The organism is Methylomagnum ishizawai (assembly GCF_900155475.1).
Taxonomy (GTDB): domain Bacteria; phylum Pseudomonadota; class Gammaproteobacteria; order Methylococcales; family Methylococcaceae; genus Methylomagnum; species Methylomagnum ishizawai_A.
Map to the genome: position 1 here is coordinate 3009056 of NZ_FXAM01000001.1, position 24102 is coordinate 3033157.

General features: G+C 62.4%; 21 protein-coding genes and 1 tRNA gene. 16 read left to right on the forward strand and 6 right to left on the reverse strand.

Annotated elements, in window-relative coordinates:
- Entirely contained in the window at positions 1 to 1608 is a 1608-nt protein-coding gene (locus B9N93_RS13275; RefSeq protein WP_085214404.1) for a MutS-related protein, read from the reverse strand.
- 273 nt (positions 1609 to 1881) lie between these two features.
- On the opposite strand from B9N93_RS13275, the gene B9N93_RS24745 reads away from it, so the two are divergent.
- From B9N93_RS24745 to B9N93_RS13320, 10 genes are all read left to right on the forward strand, one after another.
- Positions 1882 to 2433 carry a hypothetical protein gene (locus tag B9N93_RS24745; protein WP_125468978.1) on the forward strand — a complete coding sequence of 184 codons (552 nt, stop codon included), beginning with the start codon at positions 1882 to 1884 and terminating at the stop codon, positions 2431 to 2433.
- A gap of 142 nt (positions 2434 to 2575) precedes the next feature.
- Complete coding sequence (locus B9N93_RS13280) at positions 2576 to 2782, forward strand: type II toxin-antitoxin system HicB family antitoxin (protein WP_085214406.1); 207 nt, start codon at positions 2576 to 2578, stop codon at positions 2780 to 2782.
- A complete protein-coding gene (locus B9N93_RS26860; RefSeq protein WP_085214408.1) occupies positions 2782 to 3006 on the forward strand; it encodes a type II toxin-antitoxin system HicA family toxin in 225 nt (74 codons plus the stop codon). Before B9N93_RS13280 ends, B9N93_RS26860 begins: the two co-directional genes overlap by 1 nt.
- A 306-nt stretch (positions 3007 to 3312) precedes the next feature.
- Positions 3313 to 5160, forward strand: a complete 1848-nt coding sequence (locus B9N93_RS13290; protein WP_085214410.1) for a patatin-like phospholipase family protein — start codon at positions 3313 to 3315, stop codon at positions 5158 to 5160.
- A 175-nt stretch (positions 5161 to 5335) separates the two neighbouring features.
- A complete protein-coding gene (locus B9N93_RS13295; RefSeq protein ID WP_085214413.1) occupies positions 5336 to 9016 on the forward strand; it encodes a pyridine nucleotide-disulfide oxidoreductase in 3681 nt (1226 codons plus the stop codon).
- Positions 9017 to 9049: 33 nt separating this feature from the next.
- Entirely contained in the window at positions 9050 to 10372 is a 1323-nt protein-coding gene (locus tag B9N93_RS13300; protein WP_085214415.1) for a P-loop NTPase family protein, read from the forward strand.
- A complete protein-coding gene (locus tag B9N93_RS13305) occupies positions 10369 to 12783 on the forward strand; it encodes a tetratricopeptide repeat protein (protein ID WP_085214416.1) in 2415 nt (804 codons plus the stop codon). The genes B9N93_RS13300 and B9N93_RS13305 overlap by 4 nt, the downstream gene beginning before the upstream one ends.
- Positions 12784 to 12853: 70 nt before the next feature.
- Entirely contained in the window at positions 12854 to 13141 is a 288-nt protein-coding gene (locus B9N93_RS25505) for a type II toxin-antitoxin system Phd/YefM family antitoxin (RefSeq protein ID WP_176225253.1), read from the forward strand.
- Positions 13138 to 13572: a type II toxin-antitoxin system VapC family toxin gene (locus B9N93_RS13315; RefSeq protein ID WP_085214421.1), complete on the forward strand. Its 435-nt coding sequence runs from the start codon at positions 13138 to 13140 to the stop codon at positions 13570 to 13572. Before B9N93_RS25505 ends, B9N93_RS13315 begins: the two co-directional genes overlap by 4 nt.
- A gap of 283 nt (positions 13573 to 13855) precedes the next feature.
- Positions 13856 to 14224, forward strand: a complete 369-nt coding sequence (locus tag B9N93_RS13320; RefSeq protein ID WP_085214423.1) for a hypothetical protein — start codon at positions 13856 to 13858, stop codon at positions 14222 to 14224.
- A 71-nt stretch (positions 14225 to 14295) separates the two neighbouring features.
- Here the strand turns inward: B9N93_RS13320 and icd are convergent, their stop codons facing one another.
- The 3 genes from icd to B9N93_RS13335 form a co-directional block, all read right to left on the reverse strand.
- Complete coding sequence (gene icd / locus B9N93_RS13325; RefSeq protein WP_085214425.1) at positions 14296 to 15531, reverse strand: isocitrate dehydrogenase (NADP(+)); 1236 nt, start codon at positions 15529 to 15531, stop codon at positions 14296 to 14298.
- A gap of 94 nt (positions 15532 to 15625) precedes the next feature.
- The gene (gene gshA / locus B9N93_RS13330; protein WP_254899392.1) at positions 15626 to 17209 is read right to left on the reverse strand and encodes a glutamate--cysteine ligase; all 1584 of its coding nucleotides are present in this window, start codon (positions 17207 to 17209) and stop codon (positions 15626 to 15628) included.
- 49 nt (positions 17210 to 17258) lie between these two features.
- Positions 17259 to 17597 (reverse strand): DUF2782 domain-containing protein, encoded by a 339-nt coding sequence (locus B9N93_RS13335; RefSeq protein WP_085214429.1) that lies wholly within the window; start codon positions 17595 to 17597, stop codon positions 17259 to 17261.
- Between the two features lie 143 nt (positions 17598 to 17740).
- On the opposite strand from B9N93_RS13335, the gene B9N93_RS13340 reads away from it, so the two are divergent.
- Positions 17741 to 18979, forward strand: a complete 1239-nt coding sequence (locus tag B9N93_RS13340; RefSeq protein WP_085214431.1) for a BaiN/RdsA family NAD(P)/FAD-dependent oxidoreductase — start codon at positions 17741 to 17743, stop codon at positions 18977 to 18979.
- A 191-nt stretch (positions 18980 to 19170) separates the two neighbouring features.
- Here the strand turns inward: B9N93_RS13340 and B9N93_RS13345 are convergent, their stop codons facing one another.
- The gene (locus B9N93_RS13345; RefSeq protein ID WP_085214433.1) at positions 19171 to 19359 is read right to left on the reverse strand and encodes a hypothetical protein; all 189 of its coding nucleotides are present in this window, start codon (positions 19357 to 19359) and stop codon (positions 19171 to 19173) included.
- Positions 19360 to 19550: 191 nt separating this feature from the next.
- Between B9N93_RS13345 and B9N93_RS13350 the strand changes: the two genes are divergently transcribed.
- The 5 genes from B9N93_RS13350 (at position 19551) to B9N93_RS13370 (ending at position 23026) form a co-directional block, all read left to right on the forward strand.
- Positions 19551 to 20873: a POT family MFS transporter gene (locus B9N93_RS13350; protein WP_085214435.1), complete on the forward strand. Its 1323-nt coding sequence runs from the start codon at positions 19551 to 19553 to the stop codon at positions 20871 to 20873.
- A 204-nt stretch (positions 20874 to 21077) separates the two neighbouring features.
- Positions 21078 to 21803 carry a helix-turn-helix domain-containing protein gene (locus B9N93_RS13355; protein ID WP_085214437.1) on the forward strand — a complete coding sequence of 242 codons (726 nt, stop codon included), beginning with the start codon at positions 21078 to 21080 and terminating at the stop codon, positions 21801 to 21803.
- Between the two features lie 422 nt (positions 21804 to 22225).
- Positions 22226 to 22408, forward strand: coding sequence for a hypothetical protein (locus B9N93_RS13360; RefSeq protein WP_085214439.1), 183 nt, complete (start codon positions 22226 to 22228; stop codon positions 22406 to 22408).
- 26 nt (positions 22409 to 22434) lie between these two features.
- On the forward strand, positions 22435 to 22884 hold the full coding sequence (locus B9N93_RS13365) for an META domain-containing protein (protein WP_176225254.1): 450 nt from the start codon (positions 22435 to 22437) through the stop codon (positions 22882 to 22884).
- A 68-nt stretch (positions 22885 to 22952) separates the two neighbouring features.
- Positions 22953 to 23026 (forward strand) — tRNA-Gly (locus B9N93_RS13370).
- 529 nt (positions 23027 to 23555) lie between these two features.
- Here B9N93_RS13370 and B9N93_RS13375 read toward each other — a convergent pair.
- Entirely contained in the window at positions 23556 to 23909 is a 354-nt protein-coding gene (locus tag B9N93_RS13375) for a hypothetical protein (RefSeq protein ID WP_085214444.1), read from the reverse strand.
- Positions 23910 to 24102 lie beyond the last annotated feature (193 nt).

The window sequence follows — 24102 nt, forward strand, 5'->3', positions numbered from 1 at the left end:
CTACCTCCCGGTCAAATAGCGCGCGATATCTTCCTTGGAAAAACCGATCTTCTTCGCCACCCGGTCGGCGTGGCTGACCCTGGAAATGCCTTCGATCAAACGATAGGTCGGTTGGTCGTTCTTGAATTCGACCTGCCGGGCCAGTCCGACTTTTTTCTCCTGGAAGCGGTCCACCAGTTCGTGGTTGTGGGTGATGAGGAGGGTGCTATTACCCTTCTGGCGGAAACCGTCGAGGATGTTCATGGAGATTTCGATCTTCTCCTCGTGGGTGGTGCCTTCGGACAATTCGTCCATCACGATCAGGCTTTGCGGGCTGCTGCTGAGGAAGATTTCCTTGGTGCGGCGCAATTCGGTGCCGAAACGGCCTTCGCCGTCGGCGAGATGGCTGATTTCGGGCATCTGGTAATAGATACGGTCGGCGGGCGAAAGCTCGGCCTGTTCGGCGGGCACGTAGCTTCCGATCTGGGCCAGTAGCTGGGTTTGGGTCAGGGTCTTGCAGAAGGCGGTTTTGCCGCCGCTATTGGGTCCGGTGACGAGGGTCAGGCGTTCCTCGCGCAGGGTAAGATCGTTGCCCACATAATCGCGGTTGTCCTTGCCGAGGATGGGATTCCGCACATTCTTCACTTCCAGGGTGTGGCGGTCGGTGTCGAGGATTTTGGGCAGGGTCATGGGATGGGGGAAGTTTTCCTTGAGGCGGACGAAACTCAGCAGTTCGTCGAGTTTGCCCAGGGAATCCAAAAGATTCTGCACATCGTTGGATTTCCTGAAAATCAGGCGCAAGGGATAGATGCAAGCATCGCGGTCGAAACCGCCAACCACGGGGATATACAGCAGGGACAGCGGGGCGATGAACAACCAAATGGTGGGGCCGATGGAATCGAACATCTCGAACACGATGGGGATGAGTTCCATCAACACCAGGAACAACACGCCGACGAGGCCGAGCAAGCCGGGCTTGAACAAGCTGGGCTTGAACTTGATGCCGGGCACGAACCAGCCTTTCTCGGCCTTGGTGGCCATGCCTTTTTCGGTGCGGTAGGCCGGGCCATGGGCCAAGGCGTAGGCGCGGGATTTCGAGAAGCCCTTGAGGTCGTCGACCAGGGTGGCGAGGTATTCGCTTTGCGGGGTGGGCAGGCGGTGGGCGGCGTCCACCAGGTTCAGCATGAAGCGGGTGCCCCGGATATAGCTGGCGTAGCCGTAACCTTCGATTTCCAGCTTGTGGGCGGGCGAGGACAGCATCCCGACGAAGGTGCCGAACAGCAGGTCGTAGAAGTCCTTTTCGGTGTCTCTGGCCTGTTTGATGAGGTTCTCCAAGCGTTGGCGGATTTCGCCGCTGGTTTCGATCTCGCGCACGGCGTCTTGCTTGGCGCGGATCAGGCCGGCGTCGGCCAAGGGGCGGGTAAGCGAGCGGTAGAGGGTGGCTTGGCCCGCGACGGTGCTGGCGTGGTTGACGCTGTCGAACAGCTTATCGACCTCCATGGATTGGAAGCTGGTGGGATCGATGACGTTTTGGTTGGCCTTGGCCGGTGGCGGGCGGCGGATCGGTGGGGGTTCGACGGCGTCGGATTGCAGCAGGGTGGGATACAGGGCGTTCACGATTTCTTTCATGGGGGCGGGAACCTCGTTTTATTAGTGGCAGCTAACCTAGCACTTCGTTGTCCATGGCTTCAACCGGGTTGGGCCGGGACTTGGGTTGGGGTGGGGATTGGGGGGAATGGTTCCGTGGGTGGGACTCAACGGTTGATATCGGTCTTAATAAAATGCAAACTACTCTACAAATAAGGTAAGCAGGCTCTTGAATCCTCTTACTTCCGAAATAAAACCAATATTAACATCAAAAATATAGATACCGCAATACCAAAAACAGTTGGATTTATTTATATGAAAACACAAGTATATAAAAATATCTTATTAACTATAATTGCTATATTTTTAATTTTGATTTTTGCTCAAAATGAAATTAGCGGCAATGGATTATTTGTTGGCCGGAAAAAATCCGAATTAGATTCAAATATACCACAATCATCTTTGATTGCCGAACAACAACGAGAAAAACTAGCTACAGATAAGCTGCCTTTAATAGTTAATTGCCTGAAAGGTCACTTCGGAAAGGGAGATAAAATTTTAAGCGGACCAACTTTCACCCTGGAAAAAACAAACTCTATTATATTCCCCTACAGTAGCTCTGTATCAATTGACGTAGAAAGCACTCGCGCACAATCTAAAGATAATGAGAACCCATCATATGGTTTTGAATATATCCTCCAATTGAAGTTTTCTAAAGCCAGCAATGAATGGGTTGTTGATACGAAAAAGCAAAGATTCGTTAGCTTTTTTAAAGTTAATGAATTTGAAATAAAAAAATATAGTATTCCTAAAAATGAATGGCAGTCATCGTCTGGCGAATATATATGCACCCCAGAAGATCTTTAAATTTAAAGCGGTGCCCCCCCCAAAATACCCTTCTCCGTAGCCCGTAGGATACGCTGAGTTTGCGAAGCGCATCAATCACGACCCGATGCGCCCCCTCTGCCCAGCACATCCCACAAGCCCATCGAAACCCAGGAGCAACCCCATGAAATTCAACGTGACCATCGACCGCGACGAAGACGGCATCTGGATCGTGGAATGCCCATCGATCCCCGGTTGTATCTCCCAAGGCGAAACCAAGGACGAGGCGCTAAAAAACATCGAAGACGCCATCGCCCAATGCTTGCAGGTACGCGCCGAAATGGGATTGCCGTTAACTCTGGAAACCCGCTTGATCGAAGTGGCCGCGTAATGGGTCCAGTCCTCCCCAGCTTAAATGGGCGGGAAGTAGTCCGGGTTTTCCAAAGCTTGGGATGGCGGGTTGTCCGGCAAAATGGGAGCCATATCGTCATGGTTAAGCCGGGTGAAATGGCAACCCTATCAGTCCCAGACCACCGGGAAGTAGCAAAAGGTACGCTACGCGGATTGATCCGTGCCGCAGGACTGACCGTGCCTGAGTTTCTCTCGAAGATTTAAAATGGGCTGTCCCGTAGCCCGTAGGGCGGAATAGCGCAGCATATTCCGCCCTACATCAAATAGCGCATCCATCGCGACCCGATGCGCTCACCCACCGCCCAATCCCCGCAACACCCCGCCCACCTTTCCGCGCCCGCTCCTGAATTTTTCAGAGACACCCGCCTCCGCCCCGTTGCCCAAATCCCCCAAGCACGCGACAATCGCCCGCGATGGAAGCACCGCCCATCGCCACGGAATGGATGCGCCCCGAACGCGGCCATCACAGCCGCCTTCCACCTACTCAAATCATCGACGAGGTATGGACCAATGGCAGAAGAATCCCCATCCACTTTCCGCATCGGGCTGGTCATGGCCGGTGCTGTTTCCGCCGGGGCGTACACCGCCGGCGTCGTGGACTTCCTCATGGAAGCCCTCGAAATCTGGGAACGCAAGAAACGCGAATCCGGCGTCCCCACCCACACCGCCCGCATCGACGTCGTGACCGGCGCTTCGGCGGGTTCCATCGCCGGGGCCGTGTTCGCCTCCGCCATCCGCGACCAGAACTATCCCGACCTCCGTCCCCAAGAGCAGCGCCAACCGACCCAACTCTACCGCGCCTGGGTGCAAAAGGTGGACATCCGCCCCATGCTCGGTCTGGACGACCTGGAGAAAACCGCCGTCCAAGACCCCCGCAACTGGCTCCGGCGCACGGCCTGCTGTTTGTTCGGCTGGTGCGGCGACACCGCGCCGCCCCAGCCCGGCGCGGTGGCCTCGATCCTGAATTCCGACGCCCTCGACGCCATCGCCAACCAAGTCATCAACGTGGCCTGGACCCGCGCCGACTGGCCGGGCTATCTACGCGCCCCATTGGCCTTGTACTTCACCGTCACCAACCTGCGCGGCGTCCCCTATTCCATCAATTTTACCGGGGAACAGGGCAGCGTGTTCGGCATGTCCCAGCACGCCGATTACATGAGTTTCCTCGCCAATAGCGACGGGCAGGGACACCCCGGAACCTATCTGCCCCTGGGCCGTATCGGCGAATACGACGGCCTCGGCGGCAATTGGGACATGCTCAAGCGCTCGGCCCTCGCCAGCGGCGCGTTCCCGGTCGGCCTAGCGGCGCGGGTGTTGGAACGCACCGGCACTGCCGCCTACGACCAACGTTGTTGGTCCATCCCCCATGCCCCCCAAGCCGACGAACCCTGCGTCTGCAAGACCCTGGAACCCATCGAACCGTCCTGGCCCCAGTGTATCGAGCCGAAGGAATCGTATGTCTACGAATTCGTCAACGTGGACGGCGGGGTCGCCAACAACGAGCCGTTCGAACTGGCGCGGCGTTTCCTCGCCAACGACCTGGACGTCATGTCCTGTATCCCCGGCACCGCCGCCACCGACAAGCACCTGCCGCGCAGCGCCATCGAGGCCAACGCCAGCGTGCTGATGGTCGATCCCTTCCCCAACGATTTGACCTACGATTGCGGCTACGCCCCCGACACCGGCCTGATTCCGGTCCTCAAGGGCCTGGTCGGGGCCATGCTCTCGCAATTGCGCTTCAAGACCGAGGATTTGGAACTGGCCAAGCGCGGCGATGTGCATAGCCGCTGGATCGTCTCGCCCAAGCGTTCGGGGATGGGACCTGGGAATCCGGCCATCGCCTCGGCCACGCTGGGGGCGTTCGGCGGCTTCATGCACTGGCGGTTCCGCGACCACGACTACCAACTGGGCCGCCGCAACTGCCAGCGCTTCCTCCAGACCACCTTCCTGCTGCACCGGGACAACCCGGTGTTCGCGGGCCAGTGGCCGGACCCGGCCATCGCGCAATTCGGCACCGAGCGCGCGTTCCAAGACGGCACAGCCCTCTTCCTGCCCATCATCCCGCTCTATGGGGAATGCGCCCAGACCGTGCCGGAACCGGCATGGCCCAAGGACGCCCTGACCGATTTCACCGAACTGCATAAGCTGGTCAAGGCCCGTGCCCAAGCCCTGACCGGGCGCTTGATCGAAACCAATGTCGATAGCTGCCTGGACCGCGGCCTCATGAAACTGGGCCTCGGGATCATCAACCTGCGCCGCCAGTTGTCTGGCAAGGACAACATCATCGCGGATGGCGTCATCGCCGCCATCAAAGCGGACTTGCAGAAAAACAACCTGTTGAGCCAGGAGACCCCATAAGCCCCGGCGGGTGGGCGCCCCGCGCCCACCCCCATGCCCGCGAAATCGACTTCATCCCGCCGTTTGCCTTAAAATTCCCGCCCTTCCCCCTACGCCCACGATACCGACGCGGCGGCGCGGACGGTCTCCACCGCCCGCACGGGCAACCCCATTCCTGCATCATCAGCCAAAGACCATGACCGATTCCCCTAGCACACACCTGACCTTGGGCCTGCCCGGCTACACCTATGCCGATTTGTACGATCCCGCCCGTTTGGCGGCCCTGTCGGCGGACTTCGATGCCCAAGTCCAAGCCGGCCAACCCGAACTGTTCGCCGAATTCGCGCAATACCGCGCCAGCCACGGCGCGGGCATGAAACCCGAACAAATCTCCGACCTGTTGGTCCGCATGGCCCCGGAAGTCGGCGGCTTCGTGGCCCGCCTGTTCGGCGTCGAGGCCGAGCGGGCCGCGCAGATCGCCGCCATCCGCGCCGATTTCGACGGCGTGTTCGCCTATAAGAACGACATCGTCGGCAAGGTCGCCAGCCGTTACAAAGGCGTGGACCCCGCGACCTGGGACGCGGCGGAATTGCGCCAGCAATTCACCACCCTGCTGGCCGTCGCGGTCGAGGACAGCCCGCTCAAGGCCGACCGCGAAGCCGCCGTGGCCGGGCTGGCCGTGGCCCTCAAACACGCCAGCGCAGGCGCGGATACCGGCCTTGCCGCCACCCTGCGCGGGCGGTTGCTGGCCCACGACAGCGCCCCGGCCCTGTTCGAGAACCTGCTAAGCCAGGACGACGCCGGACTCGCTGCGGGCCTTTACGACGTGGTATGCCGCTGGACCTTCGCCGCGACCCGGCTCCCCGAATTCCAGGCTGAAGTTTCCGGCTGGCTCAGCTTCAAATCCCCGGCCAAATCCGATTTCGCCCATCTGGTCCACCACGCCACCCGCGAGATCGACGGCTATTCGATCTGGTCCGGCCCCGAGGAACACCACCGCCGCCGCGACGGCTTCGGCCTGACCGATCCGCGTTTCGGCCAGCGCCGCACGCTGTACGAGGTGGACCATTGCATCTACTGCCACGACCGCGACACCGATTCCTGCTCCAAGGGCATGCGGAACAAGAAGGACGGCAGCTACAAGAGCAATCCCTTGGGCGTCACCATCACCGGCTGTCCCTTGGAGGAAAAAATCTCCGAGATGCACGCGGTCAAGCGCGAGGGCGACAACATCGGCTCCCTGGCCCTCATCACCATCGACAATCCGCTGTGTCCCGGCACCGGCCACCGGATTTGCAACGATTGCATGAAGGGCTGCATCTACCAGAAGACCGAGCCGGTCAACATCCCGCAGATCGAAACCAACGTCCTCACCGACGTGCTGTTCATGCCCTGGGGTTTCGAGATTTATTCGCTGCTGACGCGCTGGAATCCCTTGAACCTCAAGCGCCCGCACGCCCTGGCCTACAACGGCAAGAACGTGCTGGTCGCGGGCATGGGTCCGGCGGGCTATACCCTGTCGCATTACCTCCTGAACGAAGGTTTCGGCGTGGTCGGCATCGACGGCCTCAAGATCGAACCGCTGCCGAAAGCCCTGACCGGCGACGCCCACACCCCGCCGCAACCGATCCGCGATTTCCGCGACCTCTACGAAGCTTTGGATAAGCGCATCATGCTGGGCTTCGGCGGCGTGGCCGAATACGGCATCACCGTGCGCTGGGATAAGAATTTCCTCAAGGTGATCTATCTCAACCTGCTGCGCCGCCACAACTTCCGCATCTATGGCGGCGTGCGTTTCGGTGGGACGCTGACCATCAACGAGGCTTGGGATTTGGGCTTCGACCATATCGCCATCGCCTCCGGCGCGGGCAAGCCCACCGTCATCGATCTCAAGAACAACTTGATCCGCGGCATCCGCAAGGCGTCGGATTTCCTGATGGGCCTGCAATTGACCGGCGCGGCCAAGGAATCCTCCCTCGCCAATATGCAAGTCCGCCTGCCGGCCGGGGTCATCGGCGGCGGCCTGACCGCCATCGACACCTGCACCGAAGCCCTGGCCTATTACCCGGTGCAGGTGGAAAAGGTGCTGCACCGCTATGAAAAGCTGTGCTACATCCACGGCGAAGCCGCCGTCCGCGCCCGCTACGACGCCGAGGAAACCGCCATCCTCGACGAGTTCCTCGAACATGGCCGCATCATCCAGGCCGAGCGCCAACGCGCCGAGGCCGCCGGGGAAAAACCCCACTTCCTGCCGTTCCTGGAGGCTTGGGGCGGGGTGACGATGTTCTACCGCAAGGGCATCGAGGATGCCCCGGCCTACCGCCAGAACGCCGAGGAAATCAAGGAAGCCCTGGACGAAGGCATCCGCCTCGCCCCCGGCATGAATCCGCTGGAAGCCCTCGAAGACCCCTACGGCCACCTCCGCGCTGTGAAATTCGAGCGGCTGGAATTGCAAGACGGCAAGTGGCGCAAGGCCGAGGAATTGGAAGTACCGCTCAGGAGCCTGTTCGTCGCCGCCGGGACCTCGCCCAACACCATCTACGAATCCGAACACCCGGACAGCTTCGAGATGGATAAGAAGTTCTATCAGCGCTACCAGCCAAATTGGGAATCCCTGGGCGCGAAGGATGGGGATTTCGAGTGGGAACCGATGCACGACCAGACGATGCCCAAGCTGGGCAAGCCCGCGCCGTTCACCTCCTATCGCCGCCAAGGCCGCTTCATCACCTTCTACGGCGACAACCATCCGGTCTACGCCGGCAACGTGGTGAAGGCGATGGCCAGCGCCAAGGACGGTTATCCCTACATCGCCAAGCTCTACGAAAAAGAGCTGGCGGCGCTCGACGCCAGCCGCCAAGCCGAGCGCGACCAGAAGCTCAAAGCCTTCCAACACAGCCTGGACGACAAGCTCCTGGCCCACATCGTCGAAATCAACCGGATCACACCGACCATCATCGAAGTCATCGTGCGGGCGCCCTTGGCCGCCAAGCATTTCTGTCCCGGCCAGTTCTACCGGGTGCAGAATTTCGAGGCTTATGCCCCGGTGGTCGAAGGCACCACGCTCCTGGCCGAAGGTCTGGCCCTGACCGGCGCGTGGGTGGATAAGGAACAAGGCCTGGTCTCGCTGATCGCCCTGGAGATGGGCTCGTCCTCGCGCCTGCTGGCGCAGTGGAAACCGGGTGATCCCGTCATCGTCATGGGCGTGACCGGCGCTCCGACCGAAATCCACGCCGGGCAGACCGTGGCCCTGTTGGGCGGCGGTTTGGGCAACGCGGTGTTGTTCTCCATCGGCAAGGCGCTACGGGCGGCGGGTAGCCAAGTGGTGTATTTCGCGGGCTATCGCAAGCGCGAGGACGTGTTCAAAATCCAGGAGATCGAAGCGGCGTCGGACGTGGTGGTCTGGTCGGTGGACAAGCTCCCCGGTGCCGAGCCGATCCAGCCCTTGCGCCCGCAGGATAAAACCTTCGTCGGCAATATCGTCGAGGCCATGGTGGCCTACGCCGAAGGCCAACTCGGCCCGACCCCGGTGCATTTGGACGATGTGGACCATCTCATCGTCATCGGCTCCGACCGGATGATGGCGGCGGTGAAAGCGGCCCGCTTCGGCATCCTCAAGCCCTATCTCAAGCCGCACCACAGCGCCATCGGCTCCATCAACTCGCCCATGCAGTGCATGATGAAAGGCGTCTGCGCCCAATGTCTGTGCAAGCATGTCGATCCCGAAACCGGCAAGGAATACTTCGTGTATTCCTGCTACAACCAGGACCAGGAACTCGACCGGGTGGATTTCCCGAACCTGAACGCCCGTTTGCGGCAGAATTCGGTGCAGGAGAAGTTGTCGGGCTTGTGGTTGGAGTATTTGTTGTCGAAGCGGTAAGCAGGCATTTTCCGCGATCCTCCCGGAGGAACCATGACGCTGACACCCGATCAACAGACCGATCTCAAACACTTCTACAACCAGTTGGAATACTTCCCGTTGGAACCCGACGATCCCCGCTATGTGCCTTTCCTGGAGCAAGGTTCGGACTACGATCCCATCGAGTCGCTGTGGGCGCGGATCGTCACCAGCGAAGCCGCCAGCGTCAACCTGCTGTCCGGGCAACGGGGCAGCGGCAAAAGTACAGAGTTGCGACGCCTACGCAAAAAGCTGATCGACGAGGGCTGCGTGGTGCTGCTATGCGATATGCAGAACCATTTGAACCTGACCCAACCCCTGGAAATCAGCGATTTCATGATCTCGCTGATGGTGGCGTTCAACTTGGAATTGAAAGCGATCTATGGACAGGATTGCACCCGGCGCAGTTATTGGGATCGCCTGATCGAGTTCTTGAGCCAGGAAGTCCAGATCAAGGATTTGAAGCTGGAAGGCGAATTGGCCGAACCCGAGCTATTGGGCGGCAAATTCAAGGTGGGCATCGGTGCCGCGCTGCGGGACGATCCCAGCTTCAAAACCCGGCTGCAAGAACATCTGCGCGGCCACGTCGTGGAATTGATCCGGCAAGCCCACGGGTTCGCGGCGGAAGCGGTGCAATCCATCCGCCAACGGGATGGCGACCGGGACCGGAAAGTCGTGCTGTTGGTGGATTCGATGGAGCAAATCCGGGGCGTGGGCACGGAAGCCCACAAAGTCCACGAGAGCGTGGAAAACCTGTTCGCCGCCCATGCCGACATGCTCAGGATTCCACTGCTGCATGTGGTCTATACCATCCCGCCCTATCTGCCGCCGCTGGTGCCGGCCATCGGCCAGATTCTCGGCGGCAACCCGGTGTGCAACCTGCCTTCGGTGCATATCCGGGACCGGAATGGCAGCCCCGACCCCGTGGGCCTGACCGTCATGCGGCAGATTTTGGAGAAGCGTCATACCGGCTATCGGGAAATCCTGCTCGACGGGCAGGTGGACCGGCTGGCCTTGTCCGCCGGGGGCGATTTCCGGGGATTTTTCCGCTTGGTGCGGGATTGCCTCATCAAGGCGCTGACCCGGAAAACCCTGCCCGTGCCCGAGGCCGCCGTGATCGACGCCGAAAATCATCTACGGCGGGAAATGCTACCCTTGGCGGAGGACGATAAGGACTGGCTGCGGCATATCGCCCAGCATCAAGAGTGCCGGTTGCCGAATACCGGCCAACTGCCCCGCCTCGCCCGCTTCTTCGACACCCATCTGGTCTACAACTACCGCAACGGCGAGGACTGGTACGACGTGCATCCCTTGCTGCGTTCCGAACTCGGCGCATGACCGCGCCCAAGCCGTTGACAGCACGCGGCGAGGAAGTCTGGGAGAGCTTCCGCCGCCATGTCGATTGGTGCGAGCGATTCGGTTTGTTCTTCCTGTTCTGCTCGGCGCCGGTGTTGGCGGATGAATTCTACCGGCGGCTGGACGAACTGTTCCGCTTCAAGATCGCCCCCATGGACCGCATCGTTCCCAGCGCACCCGAAGCCGCTGCCGAGGAAATCCTCGGCTGGATCGCCCGCTACCCCAAGGACCGTGGCTACCGCTCGCCCATTTGGCTAGACCTGAGCCTGGACCACAACCCCGCTTGGCCTGACGCCCGCGCTTACCTCTTGGCCCGGCTCAACGAGCGGCGCGAGCCGATCCGCCGCAAGCTGGGCGGTCCGCTCATCGTCGTATTGCCTGGGGATTACCGGCCCAGCTTGCGGGAACTGGCCCCGGACCTGTGGTCGATCCGCCAGTACAGCCTGGAACTCACGGTGGAAGAGCATCTGTCCGCCGCCGCGCCCGAATCCGCCGCCCGCCCGCCCACCCCCCCCAAAAAACCGCTCGCCCGGTTGCGGGAAAAGTTTTGCGCTTGGCTACCCTTCCTGCGCCCGCCGGAACCGCCGTTGGAAGACCATGGCCTGCCTACCGTGATCGAATGGAAGCGGCTGCGGGCCAAGGGCGCACAGGGCCGGGATGTGTGGCTGGCGGGAGCAGCAGCCTTTGAATCGGCCTATGCCGAGCGACGTTTGGAAACCGCCCGCCGCATCGCCGCCGACATGCTGGGCTTGGCCCGCCGCCTGGGCGACACCCCAGAAGCCCTGCGCGATTTGAGCATCTCCCTCGATAATGTCGGGCGGGTCGCGGAAAATCTGGGCCGCTTCGAGGACGCCGAAACCGCCTACCGCGAAAGCCTCGGCCTCCGCCGCGACTTGCGCCAGCGCCTGGGCGACACCCCAGAAGCCCTGCGCGATTTGAGCATCTCTTTGAACAATGTCGGGCGGGTCGCGGTAAATCTGGGCCGCTTCGAGGACGCCGAAACCGCCTACCGCGAAAGCCTCGGCCTCAGCCGCGACTTGTGCCAGCGCCTGGGCGACACCCCAGAAGCCCTGCGCGATTTGAGCATCTCTTTGAACAATGTCGGGCGGGTCGCGGTAAATCTGGGCCGCTTCGAGGACGCCGAAACCGCCTACCGCGAAAGCCTCGGCCTCCGCCGCGACTTGTGCCAGCGCCTGGGCGACACCCCAGAAGCCCTGCGCGATTTGAGCATCTCCCTCGATAATGTCGGGCGGGTCGCGGTAAATCTGGGCCGCTTCGAGGACGCCGAAACCGCCTACCGCGAAAGCCTCGGCCTCCGCCGCGACTTGCGCCAGCGCCTGGGCGACACCCCAGAAGCCCTGCGCGATTTGAGCATCTCCCTCGATAATGTCGGGCGGGTCGCGGTAAATCTGGGCCGCTTCGAGGACGCCGAAACCGCCTACCGCGAAAGCCTCGGCCTCAGCCGCGACTTGCGCCAGCGCCTGGGCGACACCCCAGAAGCCCTGCGCGATTTGAGCATCTCCCTCGATAATGTCGGGCGGGTCGCGGAAAATCTGGGCCGCTTCGAGGACGCCGAAACCGCCTACCGCGAAAGCCTCGGCCTCCGCCGCGACTTGCGCCAGCGCCTGGGCGACACCCCAGAAGCCCTGCGCGATTTGAGCATCTCTTTGAACAATGTCGGGCGGGTCGCGGTAAATCTGGGCCGCTTCGAGGACGCCGAAACCGCCTACCGCGAAAGCCTCGGCCTCAGCCGCGACTTGCGCCAGCGCCTGGGCGACACCCCAGAAGCCCTGCGCGATTTGAGCATCTCCCTCGATAATGTCGGGCGGGTCGCGGTAAATCTGGGCCGCTTCGAGGACGCCGAAACCGCCTACCGCGAAAGCCTCGGCCTCAGCCGCGACTTGTGCCAGCGCCTGGGCGACACCCCAGAAGCCCTGCGCGATTTGAGCATCTCTTTGAACAATGTCGGGCGGGTCGCGGTAAATCTGGGCCGCTTCGAGGACGCCGAAACCGCCTACCGCGAAAGCCTCGGCCTCCGCCGCGACTTGTGCCAGCGCCTGGGCGACACCCCAGAAGCCCTGCGCGATTTGAGCATCTCCCTCGATAATGTCGGGCGGGTCGCGGTAAATCTGGGCCGCTTCGAGGACGCCGAAACCGCCTACCGCGAAAGCCTCGGCCTCCGCCGCGACTTGCGCCAGCGCCTGGGCGACAACCTGCAAACCATCCGCGACCTCGCCATTGCCCTGGACAACATGGCCCGAGCGCTGGCAAGCCAGGACCGGAGGAATGAAGCACAGCCCTTCCGCGCCGAAGCCAGGACGCTCTGGCAACGCCTCGCCAAAGCCTTCCCCGACCACCCCGAATTCGCCGCCCAAGCCCAGCGCGACGCCTGAATCCCGCCCTTCCCGACCACCCCGCCACCGCCTACAATCCAACGTACTCCACCACACAAGGCCCAAGCCCATGGAAGCCACCCTCCGCGAAGTCCAAGCCCACCTGGCCGAATATGTCGCCCGCGCCCAGGCCGGCGAAGAACTGACCATCACCGACAACGGCCTGCCGGTGGCGCGGTTGATGCCCTTGCCCAAAACCCTGGAGCAACTCGAACGGGAAGCCATCGCCCGCCTGGACGCCCAAACCTGGATCAGACCTCCGGTCAAAGACGGCAAGGTCAACGGGGGCGACCCTCCCGTCCCCTGGAATCCGGGAGAAAAAACCCTCTCCGACCTCGTGCTTGAGGATCGGCCATGATCCTCTACCTGGATACCACGGCCTTCCTCAAACTCTATGTCGCCGCCCAGGAAAGCCCGGCCATGCATGTGGCGAGCGCCTCGGCCCAGGCCATGTACACCCATTCGCTGGCCTACGCCGAAATACGGGCGGGCCTCGCCAAGGCGGTGCGCGAAAAATACATCACCGCCACCGCGTTGCCCGGCCTGATCTCCACCTTCGAGGAGGACTGGGCGCGGTTGCGGATCGTGCAGGCTTCCGAAGCCCTGATCCGCCGGGCGGGCGATTTGGCCCAGGGCTTCGGCCTGCGCGGCCACGACAGCATCCACCTCGCCGCCGCCGAGGCGGTGGGCCGGGCCTTGCCGGAAATGGATTACCGGCTCGCCTTGCTCGATGGCAAACTCGCCGACGCGGCCCGGGGTTTGGGCATGAACGTATTGAACATCCGCTGACCCCGGCGTTGCGCGGCGGGTGCCGCGCCCGCCGAAACCCTGATCCGCCACCCTTCCCACGCCAAATCCCACGCCGATACACGCTAAATCCCGCAAATTCCACGTATAAACGCATGACAAGCGCCGGGAAGTCTTTTATATTGGCGTGAGTTGACGCCAAGCCACACAGCGGTACCGCGGGATTTCCCACGCAACCACCACGACGGCCCTCCGCGCATCAACTTCGCCACCAACAAACAACGACTTGGTTATCCAAGGCGATAACCAGAGGAGAAGCTAGAAGATGAAAATTAAGAACCTCACCAAGGTACTGGGCGCTTTCGTGTTGACGAGCATCATGTCGGGCAGCGTCTTCGCCGCCGAAAGCGCCGGCGGCGTAGCCGCGGCTTTCGACGACCTGGTCAAGAACGCCACCGCCGCCGCCGACAGCGCCAAGGCTGGTGACAAGGACGGCTGCCTGAACGGCGCCAAAGCCGCCAAGCAGGACTACAAGCAACTGACCGGCGCCGCCACCGGCAAGGCGATGCAGGACACCATCACCAAGCTGAGCCAAGGCAAGGACCTGTGCAGCGAGGGCAAGGTCGCCGAAGCCGCCCCCATCCTGGCCGAAGTCGCCGCGACCCTGGCCAAGCTGCGCTCCGAACTGAAGTAAGCAGCGCCAGCGGGCCCTACCGCGCCAAGGCCGCGCCCACCGGGAGGTGGGCGCGGCCTTTTCTTCGCGCCTCAGTCCATCCGCGCCACCACCGCGGCGGCGAATGCGCTGGTCTTCACCTCGTCGGCCCCCTGCATCTGGCGGGCGAAATCGTAGGTCACGATCTTGTCGGCCACGGTCCGGGCATAGGCCGTTTCCACCAGACGCGCCGCCTCGCCCCACCCCAGGTAGTCCAACAACATCACCCCGCTGAACAGCAGCGATCCGGGATTAGCGACATCCTTGCCCGCGTACTTGGGGGCCGAGCCATGGGTCGCCTCGAACACCGCGATGAAATCGCCGATATTGCCGCCGGGCGCGATGCCCACCCCGCCCACTTCCGCCGCCACCGCGTCGGAGAGGTAATCGCCGTTGAGGTTGGGCGTGGCGATCACGTCGAACTCGGCGGGCCGGAGCAGCATTTGCTGGAACATGATATCGGCGATGCGGTCCTTGATGACGATCCTGCCCTCCGCCGACGCGCCGTTGCCGACCTCTTCCTCCGTCACCGTGAATTCCCCGAATTCCTCGCGGGCCAGTTCGTAGCCCCACTTGCGGAACGCGCCCTCGGTGTATTTCATGATGTTGCCCTTGTGGACCAGGGTCACGCTGTTGCGGCCCCGTTCGATGGCGTGGCGGATGGCCTTGCGGATCAGGCGCTTGCAGCCGAATTCGCTCATGGGCTTGACCCCGAGGGCGCTGCCTTCGCGGATATTGGCCCCGAGCTCCTGCCGGAGGAAATTTTCCAGCTTGAGCGCCTGGGGCGAACCCGCCGGATATTCGATCCCGGCGTAAACGTCCTCGGTGTTCTCGCGGAAGATCACCACGTCCACCAATTCGGGATGCCGCAAGGGCGAGGGCACGCCGGGGAAATGCCGCACCGGCCTGACGCAGGCGTAGAGGTCGAGGGTTTGGCGCAGGGCGACATTGATGGAGCGCATCCCGCCGCCCACGGGCGTGGTCAGCGGTCCCTTGATGGAGACGGTGAGGTCGGAGAACGCCTGGATGGCCTCGTCGGGGAAAGGTTCGCCGTAGAGCGCGGCGGCCTTGTCGCCCAGGAACACCTCGCACCACTGGATGGCGCGTCGACCGCCGTAGGCCTTGGCGACGGCGGCGTTCCAGATTTCAAGGGAGGCGCGGGTGATATCGGGACCGATGCCGTCGCCTTCGACATAGCCGACGATGGGCTGGTCGGGGACGTGCATCCGGCCTGCGCGGACGCTGATTTTCTCGCCGGTGGCGGGCAGGCGGATATGCTGGTAAGCCATGGGGAACCTCCTGGAGATAGGCGGAAACGCGACCACCGCCCCAGGGCGATTCCGTCCCGCCAGAAGGCGTTGGCCTCGGCGGGTATTATCCTCCTCAGCCCCCGGCTTGGGCGAAATAAGCTTGGATGTACTCGTCGAACGACACCCGGTCGGCGGCTTCGACCCGGCGCTGCTCTTCCCAGGATGCCTCGGCCTCGCGGGTGAAACGCCGGAGGGTTTCGGCGCTCAAAGGCCGGTCGCGCAAGGTGGCGGCGTGGCGGCGCGATAACCTGAGCGTGTATTCCTCATAGGATTCGCGGTTGCCGCTCATTTCCTCCAGCAGCAGGGCCGAAGGGGTTTTATCGGGATCGGCGATGCTGGCTTCCTTGGCGTCCAGACAGCGGGCATAGGGCCGCTCGGGATCGTGACCGTCCAGCGCCTTCGCCACCGCCCGCATCCCGCCGAGAATCTCGTAGGCCCAATCCTTCAGCGGCACCTCGGCCCCGGCCCGGAACAGCCGGAAACCTGGGGTGCGCCCGCAACAGGCCACGGCCAGGCTGTTGCGGGACGCCTCGGCCTTTTCCGCCACGCTCAGGAACGGGCTGTCGGCCAGCACGCAGTAGAGCATGAAGATTTCCAGGAAGCGCAGTTCGTCCAGGCCGACGCCGACCGGGCTGCGCCAACCCAAATCCATGCAGCGGAGTTCCAGATAGCGCACACCGCGCCGCTTCAAGGCCAGGGTGGGTTTCTCGCCGGAACGCGCTACCTGCTTGGGCCGGACCGAACTGTAATATTCGTTCTCGATTTGCAGGATATTGGCGTTGAGCTGGCGGTATTCGCCATCGACCTTAATGCCGATGCGCTCATATTCGGGATAGGGCTGGCCGATGGCGGCGGTGAGGCTGGCGACGTAATCGTCGAGCTTGTCGAAAGAGATATCCAGGCTGGCCTGGCTGTCGTTGCGGTAGCCGATATCGCTCATCCTCAGCGAGGTCGCATAGGGCCGGAACAGCGTCCCCGCATCGAATTCGGGGAAGGCGGCGGCGATCTGTTCCCGCCCGGCGAAGAACGACTTGGACACGGCGGGCGAACTGCCGAACAGATAGATCGGCAACCACACATGGCGGTGGACATTGCGCACCGCGCCGAAATAGCCATCGGCGATGAACTGGGCCAAAGGATCGGTGTTCCCTGCCAGCTTTTGCAGCGCGGGCCACAAATCCTCGTCCACCGAATAATTGAAATGCAGCCCGGCGATGACCTGCATGGCCCGCCCATAGCGATAGGCCAGCCCGCGCCGGTAGACATGCTTCATCTGGCCGATGTTGGAGGTGCCATAGCGGGCGATGGGGATGCTGTCGTCGCCCGCGATACCGCAGGGCATGGAATTCGCCAGCAGGAATTCATCGCCCAGATGGCGGTAGACGAAGGTATGGAGGTCTTCCAACTGGCCGAGGGCCGTGGCGGCGTCCGGGCTGGGCGGGGTGATCAACTCGATCAGGGCTTCGGAATAATCGGTGGTGATCGAGGGATGGGTCAGGGCCGAACCCAGCGCTTTTGGATGCGGGGTCTGGGCCAGCTTGCCAGCGGGGGACATGCGGAGGCTTTCCTTCTCCAGCCCCTTGAGGCCGCTGCGCAATAAATGATGTTGTCCGGCCTGGCCGAGTCGGTCCAGCCGGGTTTCATGGCCTGAATTCACGGGGCGTTGGTCCTTGGGTTGGAGGGGGTTGGCGCGGCGGGCAAAGTCTTCACCAGCTGAACAACACCCATTGGTTGACGTTGGGGTTCTGCTCGCCGGATTCGAAATTGCGCCGCACATCCATATTGCCATCGCCGTCCTTGTCCAGCAGATAATAGGCCGGCCCGATGACCGGCTTGACCTTGATCATGTACAGCCGGTTGTTGATCCGGTGTTCCTCGACCACCTCGCCGCCTTCCTTCCTGATGACGGTGACATCCGGCTCCATCGGCTGGCCGCTCTGGACCGGGGGCGGGAGATCGGGGGGATCGGGCAGGAGTTCCGGGGCTTCGTCGGCCCGGACGGGCAGCGCGATCCACAGCGACAATAGGGCGATAATCCGCAGCATGGTGACTCCTTGGCATCCGGGGCTGAATCTACGCCCATGATATTACAGATCGGGGCGTTAAAACCGCCCGCTTCGGCACCCATCCGGGTCCGAACCCTCCGCCCATGGCAAGATAGCCGCTGCCCCAACCCATCCGGTACACGATGAAATCCCTCCCAGAAATCCGCCTCGCCATCGTCGGCGGCGGTCCCGCCGGGCTCATGGCTGCGGAAACCGCCGCGGGCCTCGGCGTATCCGTCGAACTCTACGACGCCATGCCCTCGGTGGGCCGCAAATTCCTATTGGCCGGCAAAGGCGGCCTGAACCTCACCCACGCCGAACCCTGGGAAGATTTCCTCGGGCGCTACGGCACGCGCCGGGCCGAACTCGAACCTCTGCTCGCTGCCTTCGGCCCGGAGGATTTACGGCGCTGGGCGCTGGGTTTGGGCGTCGCAACCTTCGTCGGCAGTTCCGGGCGGGTGTTCCCGGTCGGGATGAAGGCCGCGCCGCTGCTAAGGGCTTGGCTGCGGCGCTTGCGCGAGGGCGGCGTGGCGTTCCACATGCGCCACCGCTGGCAAGGTTTCGAGCCGGACGGCGGCTTGCGGTTCGCGACGGCGGAAGGGCCGCGCACCGTGCGGGCCGAAGCCGTGATCTTGGCCCTGGGCGGCGGCAGTTGGGCGCGGCTGGGTTCGGATGGGGCATGGGTGCCGCTGTTGGCGCAACGCGGCCTCCACATCGCGCCCTTGCGTCCGGCCAATTGCGGCTTCGACGTGGCTTGGAGCGCATATTTTAGCGGGCGCTACCAGGGCGCGGCGGTCAAGCCGGTGGTCGCCGCCCACACCGGACCGGACGGCGTGGCACAGCGCCGCCAGGGCGAATTCATCGTCACCGCCACCGGCATTGAGGGCGGTTTGATCTACGCCCTGTCGGCGGCGATCCGGGACACGCTCGCGGCGGGATTCCCGGCGACCTTGTGGCTGGACCTCGCGCCGGGCCGGAGCCTGGAACGGCTAACGGCGGAACTCTCGCGCCCACGCGGCTCGCTCAGCACGGCGAACTGGCTGAAACAGCGGACCGGGTTGGGTGGCGTCAAAGCCGGGCTGCTGCGCGAAATCCTGCCACAGGAAACCTTCGCCGATCCCGGCCGGCTCGCCGCCGCCATCAAGGCGCTGCCGCTGCGGCCCACGGCCCCACGGCCTTTGGACGAAGCCATCAGCAGCGCAGGCGGCGTGGATTTCGGCGAACTCGACCACCGGCTGATGCTCAAGGCCAGCCCCGGTCTTTTCTGCGCGGGGGAAATGCTGGATTGGGAAGCGCCCACCGGGGGCTATTTATTGACGGCCAGCCTCGCAACCGGCCAGGCCGCAGGCGCGGGGGCCGCCGCTTGGCTGGCGGGAAAATAATGCTGGAAAGACACGAATGGCGGGGGTGGCCGGAATCCGGCCCCTCCCCCGCCCCGTTCGGATTATCCACCGCCCCAGGTCGAACCCCGGCGGACTGGAATATCCGGTTGGCTCCGGGTGCTAGATTCGGCTTATTCAGCCAAGCCCAGGCCAAGTATTGGCAGGATCGGCAATGGGATTAATCCTTGGGATTATTCGCGCCCGGAAGGCACGTTAACGGCGCGGTAGGCGGAATTGGCGGAATCTTCGGAGATAGCTTTTTGCGCGGTGACATACTTATCATGCTCGCTACCTTTCACCATCATCAAAACGGTCATCACAGCGATAATCACGCCGCCAATGTATAACCAGAAATTATCTTTCTCTTGGTTCTGTTCCATTGTCTCTACCTCGTTCTTGAATAGTTATTAACCGGCGGTCGCATCGACCGCGTGCAAACATTACAGAACTCGGAAAAAGTGTTTCTTGATCCCGGTCAGTTTTTCGGCATAATCCGGCAGCGCACCCGGCGGTCCGCCCTATCCGGGCCGATTCCCCGCCCCTCCCAACCCTATTTCGGATAACCCGCCCCATGTCCCGACCCTACCGCACCGAACCCCTGCCCATCCCCGGCCCGCCGCCCGGCATCCCCTACATCGTCGGCAACGAGGCGGCGGAACGCTTCAGCTATTACGGCATGAGGGCGGTGCTGGTGGTGTTCATGACCCAATACCTGATGGGGACCGACGGTCAGCCCGCCCCCATGGGCGAGGACGAGGCCAAGGGCTGGTTCCATTTGTTCGTGTCGGCGGCCTATTTCACACCCTTGTTGGGAGCCTTGCTGGCGGATGGCTGGCTCGGCAAATACCGCACCATCATCGCCCTGTCCCTGGTGTACTGCCTGGGCCATCTGGCCTTGGCCCTGGACGACACCCGCGCCGGGCTGCTGCTCGGGCAAAGCCTGATCGCGCTGGGGGCGGGCGGTATCAAGCCCTGCGTCTCGGCCCATCTCGGCGACCAGTTCGCCGACACCAACCGCCACCGGATGGGCCGCATCTATAGCTGGTTCTATTTCGCCATCAACCTGGGCGCGTTCGCCTCCATGCTGGTGACGCCCTGGCTGTTGCAACACCACGGTCCCCAGGTGGCCTTCGCGGTGCCGGGCCTGTTGATGCTGGTGGCGACGCTGATTTTCTGGGCCGGGCGCTACCGCTTCACCCACATCCCGGCGGGCGGGGCGCGGCGCATCAAAGCCAGTTTGGACAGAGCCGGACTCCGCGACCTGGGCCATCTGGGCGTCATCTACGCCTTTGTGGCGGTGTTTTGGGCGCTGTTCGACCAGACGGGATCGTCCTGGGTGTTGCAGGCGCGCAATATGGAGCAAGCACTTTGGGGGATCGAGGTACTACCTTCGCAGATACAAGCGGCCAATCCCTTGCTTATCATGGTGTTGACGCCCGCGTTCTATTACGGGCTTTACCCCTGGCTGGAAACCCGCGTCCGGGTGACGCCTCTGCGCAAGATCGGCGCGGGGATGTTCCTGGCCGGGCTGGCCTTCGTGCTGGCGGCGTGGCTGCAACAAAGGATCGACGCGGGCGGCAAGCCCTCCATCGCCTGGCAATTGCTGGATTATCTGATCCTCACTTCGGCGGAAGTGATGGTGTCCATCACCTGCCTGGAGTTTTCCTACGCCCAAGCGCCCAAGGCCATGAAATCCTTGGTCATGGCTTGCTTCATGATGTCGGTGGCGCTGGGGAATTTGTTCACCGGGGCGGTGAATTTCTTCATCCACAACCCGGATGGCAGCTCGAAACTGGCCGGGGCGGCCTATTTCTGGTTCTTCGCCGGGCTGATGCTGGGGACGGCGTGTTTGTTCGCACTGGCGGGCCGCCACTACCGGGAACACACGGCGTAGAGACCCGGACACGGCGCGGCGGAATCCACCCGCAGGGACCGGAACCGCCGCTCACCGATAATAATACGGTTATCTCCCCGGCCCGCCCATGATCGACCCAATACCTTTTTCATCGCCATACTAAACCCCCTCCCCGGCCCGGCGGGCTTGACTCAACGCATCCTAGGCGATACTTTCCTTGTCCTTTTCATCCCATCCGACCTGATGTCCGCCAAGCCGCCCTTCCGCCCCGGTGCCACGCCCAAAATCACCTGCGACGAATGCCACCTGAGCAAACTATGTATCCCCAAGGGGCTGACCCAGGAGGAAGTTAATTCCCTGAGCCGGATCGTCCGGCGCAACCGCACCCTGGGCAAAGGCACGGTGCTTTATCAATATGGCGAATGGCACCACGGCATCCTGGCCCTCAAAACCGGCACCGTGAAACTGGTGAGTTTGGACCGCCAGGGCAACGAGTATGTGGTGGATTTCCTGCTGCCCGGCGATATACTCGGTTTCGATGGTTTCTCAACCCAGCGCCATACCTGCTCCGCCATCGCCCTCGAAACCGTGAGCTATTGCGAAATACCCGCCCATCAAATCGATATCCTCACCCGCGAAATACCCGGTTTGCTGCAAGTCTTGCTGCAACACTCGGGCAACCAGTTCGAACTCGGGGTGCAGCGCCTGATCCTGAGCCGCCGCTCCGCCGAGGAACGGCTGGCGAGCTTCCTGGCCCACCTCTCCGAGCGCTACCGGCAGCGCGGATTCTCGCCCCTGGAATTCAGGTTCAGCATGACCCGGCAGGAAATCGGCAATTATCTGGGGTTGGCCCCGGAAACCATCAGCCGTTTGCTGGGTCAATTCGAGGCGACAGGGCTGGTCGAGGTGCAGAGCAAACTGATCCGCATCCTGGATATGCCCGGCCTCTTGGCCTTCTGCGGCCATTGAGGGCGCGGTATCCGGCCAAAATTGATCCGGCTCAGATTTAGGGCCGGTCCACCCTGATCCGGCTCAGGCCACGCTTTCGGCACAAGGCTTATCCTATTCCCCGGATTTCGATGGGCCTGCGCGTCCACCGCGGGAAGCGGCGAACGGGATCGGCCCCCTCCGCGAGACGACGTGCCTCACTGTTTTTTACCTCAGCAGACTTTCCGTAGTTGCTGATTCCTGAGCCGTCCCGGCCATTCCATCCGGGGCGGTTTTTTTTGCCTTCCACCGGCGGCCCCGGACAATACCTTCCTTCCGGCACCCGCCACGCCCACCGGTGTAACGACCGCCGGTGCGTGGAAACCAGCGCCCCGTCAGCGAACCCTTGCGTCCAGCCCAGGTCTCAACGACTGTTTCCCTCCACACTACCGGATAAGCCCACCATGACAATGAAACACACGGCGAATGGTTTGTTAGGTTTGGGGCTGGCGATGCTGGCCGCTTATTTCGTGATCGGCCTTAGAGCGGGGGCGGCGTTCGTCCACCATCCTTTCGTGATGTTCGTAGGCGGGGTGGTCCTGGTGCTGGGCGGTTGGGTGGGGCGCTTCGTCCTGCCCAGGCTATGATCCCATCCAACACAGCGGGGAAACCGATGCGCCTTCCCATCAAAGCCGGCTTCTTGGCCGCGACGCTCCTCTCCGCCTGCGCCGCTTGCCAAGGCGGCGGCAAACCACCCGCGGCCCAGGCCGACCCCGTCGGTCCATCATGGACCTTGGTCCGACTCGGCGGCGAAACCCTCCAACTCCTTCCCGGCACCCGGCCCATCGGCTTCACCTTGGTCGCGCAGGGCAACCGCGTCCAGGGCGACACTGGCTGCAACCGCATGACGGGCGGCTATACCCTACAAGGCGACCGGCTCGGCTTCGGCCAGGTCGCCACCACCCGCATGGCCTGTGCCGATCCCGAGGTATCGCGCTGGGAGATGGGCTTCCTCAAGGCGCTGGACGCGACCGCGCGTTGGGAAATCCGGGGCGGAAGCCTGGAACTGCTCGATAGCCTGGGCAAACCCTTGGCGCGTTTGGAGTCGCCGTCCCCGCGCTGAAAGATGGCGGCGCGGGAATGCTTGATTCCCGCGCCGCCCGCACATACAATCACCGCCCTCGACACCTCGCGGGTGTAGTTCAATGGTAGAACTTCGGCTTCCCAAGCCGATAGCGTGGGTTCGATTCCCATCACCCGCTCCAATAAAATCAAAGGGTTGGCTTCGGCCAGCCCTTTTTTATTTCTGCGGTGCAACCGTGGTGCAACCTTTTTGCTAAGCCGTGGAGTTGCAGGGGCTGCAACTCCAAGGGAATTCGCCCTTCCCCCTGCCATCCATGCCCCACCATACACTCATAACCCTATGTCCTATATGTCCGTGGGAGTGGGGAGAGTGGGGAAAACCGCTGAAAGCCACGGCTGGCGCGGCTTCCAGCCTCCCCACCGTGTTTTTTGGGTGGGGAATCTCCCCACTCGGAGTGGGGAGCGCCTTGTCTGCGTACCCTTAGCAGTGAGAAATCCTCACTTCTAAAAATCTCGCGCACCGCATCCCGGCCTTCCTTGTTGATGGTTGGGCGGGTCCGCGACATGGCGGTCGATGATGACGCCGGGTGGCCCCAGGGCAACACAACGGGCGGGGTTGTGCCGGATCGGATCGGAAAGGCTGCACGCCCTGGTGCTGTGCTGGTATCGGTAACTTAGAGCGGTCCGCAGGTTTCAATCACATGAACGGACCTACCCGCCCATCTTCGCCGCCGCCCGCTTCATCCGTAAGCGCTTGGCTTCCTGTTCGCGCCGCCGATGGGACAAAAGCGCCGCTTCCGCCGCCTTCGTCCAGTCGATACCCACCCCATCCGGGCCGGGGAATGCCTCCCGCAATTTCATAGCCACGGCATCCGGGATTTCCGGTAGAGCCTCCCGCTTGTTTTCCGGTAGAGCGCACTTGCCTACCAGTAAACCCCGGATGGCTTCCGCCCTGGTGCCGCCCAGACCGTCCAGCTTCGCCAATTCTTCGGGGTCTAGGTAGATTTCTACGCGGCTTTTTTGAACTTTCGCCCGCCACGCGGCTTGATGTTTGGTGTTCGCCATAATTTTTCAATATTCCGGTAGATAATTGTCGAATGTTTTCCGGTAGATTTTTTACAAGTCTACCGGAATAAATGGCCGGGATGGGCCATGGTGTCCGGTGCCGATGCCACGCTTGGTTTTTAAATACGGGATTTCCCCGTATTTGCGCGGCGGCTCTGGGTGGCAAAAAGAAACCCGGCCTAAGCCGGGTTCC

Coding starts and splice junctions, on each gene's coding strand:
- B9N93_RS13275 (WP_085214404.1), bottom strand. CDS start 1,608: ATGAAAGAAATCGTGAACGCCCTGTATCCCACCCTGCTGCAATCCGAC.
- B9N93_RS24745 (WP_125468978.1), top strand. CDS start 1,882: ATGAAAACACAAGTATATAAAAATATCTTATTAACTATAATTGCTATA.
- B9N93_RS13280 (WP_085214406.1), top strand. CDS start 2,576: ATGAAATTCAACGTGACCATCGACCGCGACGAAGACGGCATCTGGATC.
- B9N93_RS26860 (WP_085214408.1), top strand. CDS start 2,782: ATGGGTCCAGTCCTCCCCAGCTTAAATGGGCGGGAAGTAGTCCGGGTT.
- B9N93_RS13290 (WP_085214410.1), top strand. CDS start 3,313: ATGGCAGAAGAATCCCCATCCACTTTCCGCATCGGGCTGGTCATGGCC.
- B9N93_RS13295 (WP_085214413.1), top strand. CDS start 5,336: ATGACCGATTCCCCTAGCACACACCTGACCTTGGGCCTGCCCGGCTAC.
- B9N93_RS13300 (WP_085214415.1), top strand. CDS start 9,050: ATGACGCTGACACCCGATCAACAGACCGATCTCAAACACTTCTACAAC.
- B9N93_RS13305 (WP_085214416.1), top strand. CDS start 10,369: ATGACCGCGCCCAAGCCGTTGACAGCACGCGGCGAGGAAGTCTGGGAG.
- B9N93_RS25505 (WP_176225253.1), top strand. CDS start 12,854: ATGGAAGCCACCCTCCGCGAAGTCCAAGCCCACCTGGCCGAATATGTC.
- B9N93_RS13315 (WP_085214421.1), top strand. CDS start 13,138: ATGATCCTCTACCTGGATACCACGGCCTTCCTCAAACTCTATGTCGCC.
- B9N93_RS13320 (WP_085214423.1), top strand. CDS start 13,856: ATGAAAATTAAGAACCTCACCAAGGTACTGGGCGCTTTCGTGTTGACG.
- icd (WP_085214425.1), bottom strand. CDS start 15,531: ATGGCTTACCAGCATATCCGCCTGCCCGCCACCGGCGAGAAAATCAGC.
- B9N93_RS13335 (WP_085214429.1), bottom strand. CDS start 17,597: ATGCTGCGGATTATCGCCCTATTGTCGCTGTGGATCGCGCTGCCCGTC.
- B9N93_RS13340 (WP_085214431.1), top strand. CDS start 17,741: ATGAAATCCCTCCCAGAAATCCGCCTCGCCATCGTCGGCGGCGGTCCC.
- B9N93_RS13345 (WP_085214433.1), bottom strand. CDS start 19,359: ATGGAACAGAACCAAGAGAAAGATAATTTCTGGTTATACATTGGCGGC.
- B9N93_RS13350 (WP_085214435.1), top strand. CDS start 19,551: ATGTCCCGACCCTACCGCACCGAACCCCTGCCCATCCCCGGCCCGCCG.
- B9N93_RS13355 (WP_085214437.1), top strand. CDS start 21,078: ATGTCCGCCAAGCCGCCCTTCCGCCCCGGTGCCACGCCCAAAATCACC.
- B9N93_RS13360 (WP_085214439.1), top strand. CDS start 22,226: ATGACAATGAAACACACGGCGAATGGTTTGTTAGGTTTGGGGCTGGCG.
- B9N93_RS13365 (WP_176225254.1), top strand. CDS start 22,435: ATGCGCCTTCCCATCAAAGCCGGCTTCTTGGCCGCGACGCTCCTCTCC.
- B9N93_RS13375 (WP_085214444.1), bottom strand. CDS start 23,909: ATGGCGAACACCAAACATCAAGCCGCGTGGCGGGCGAAAGTTCAAAAA.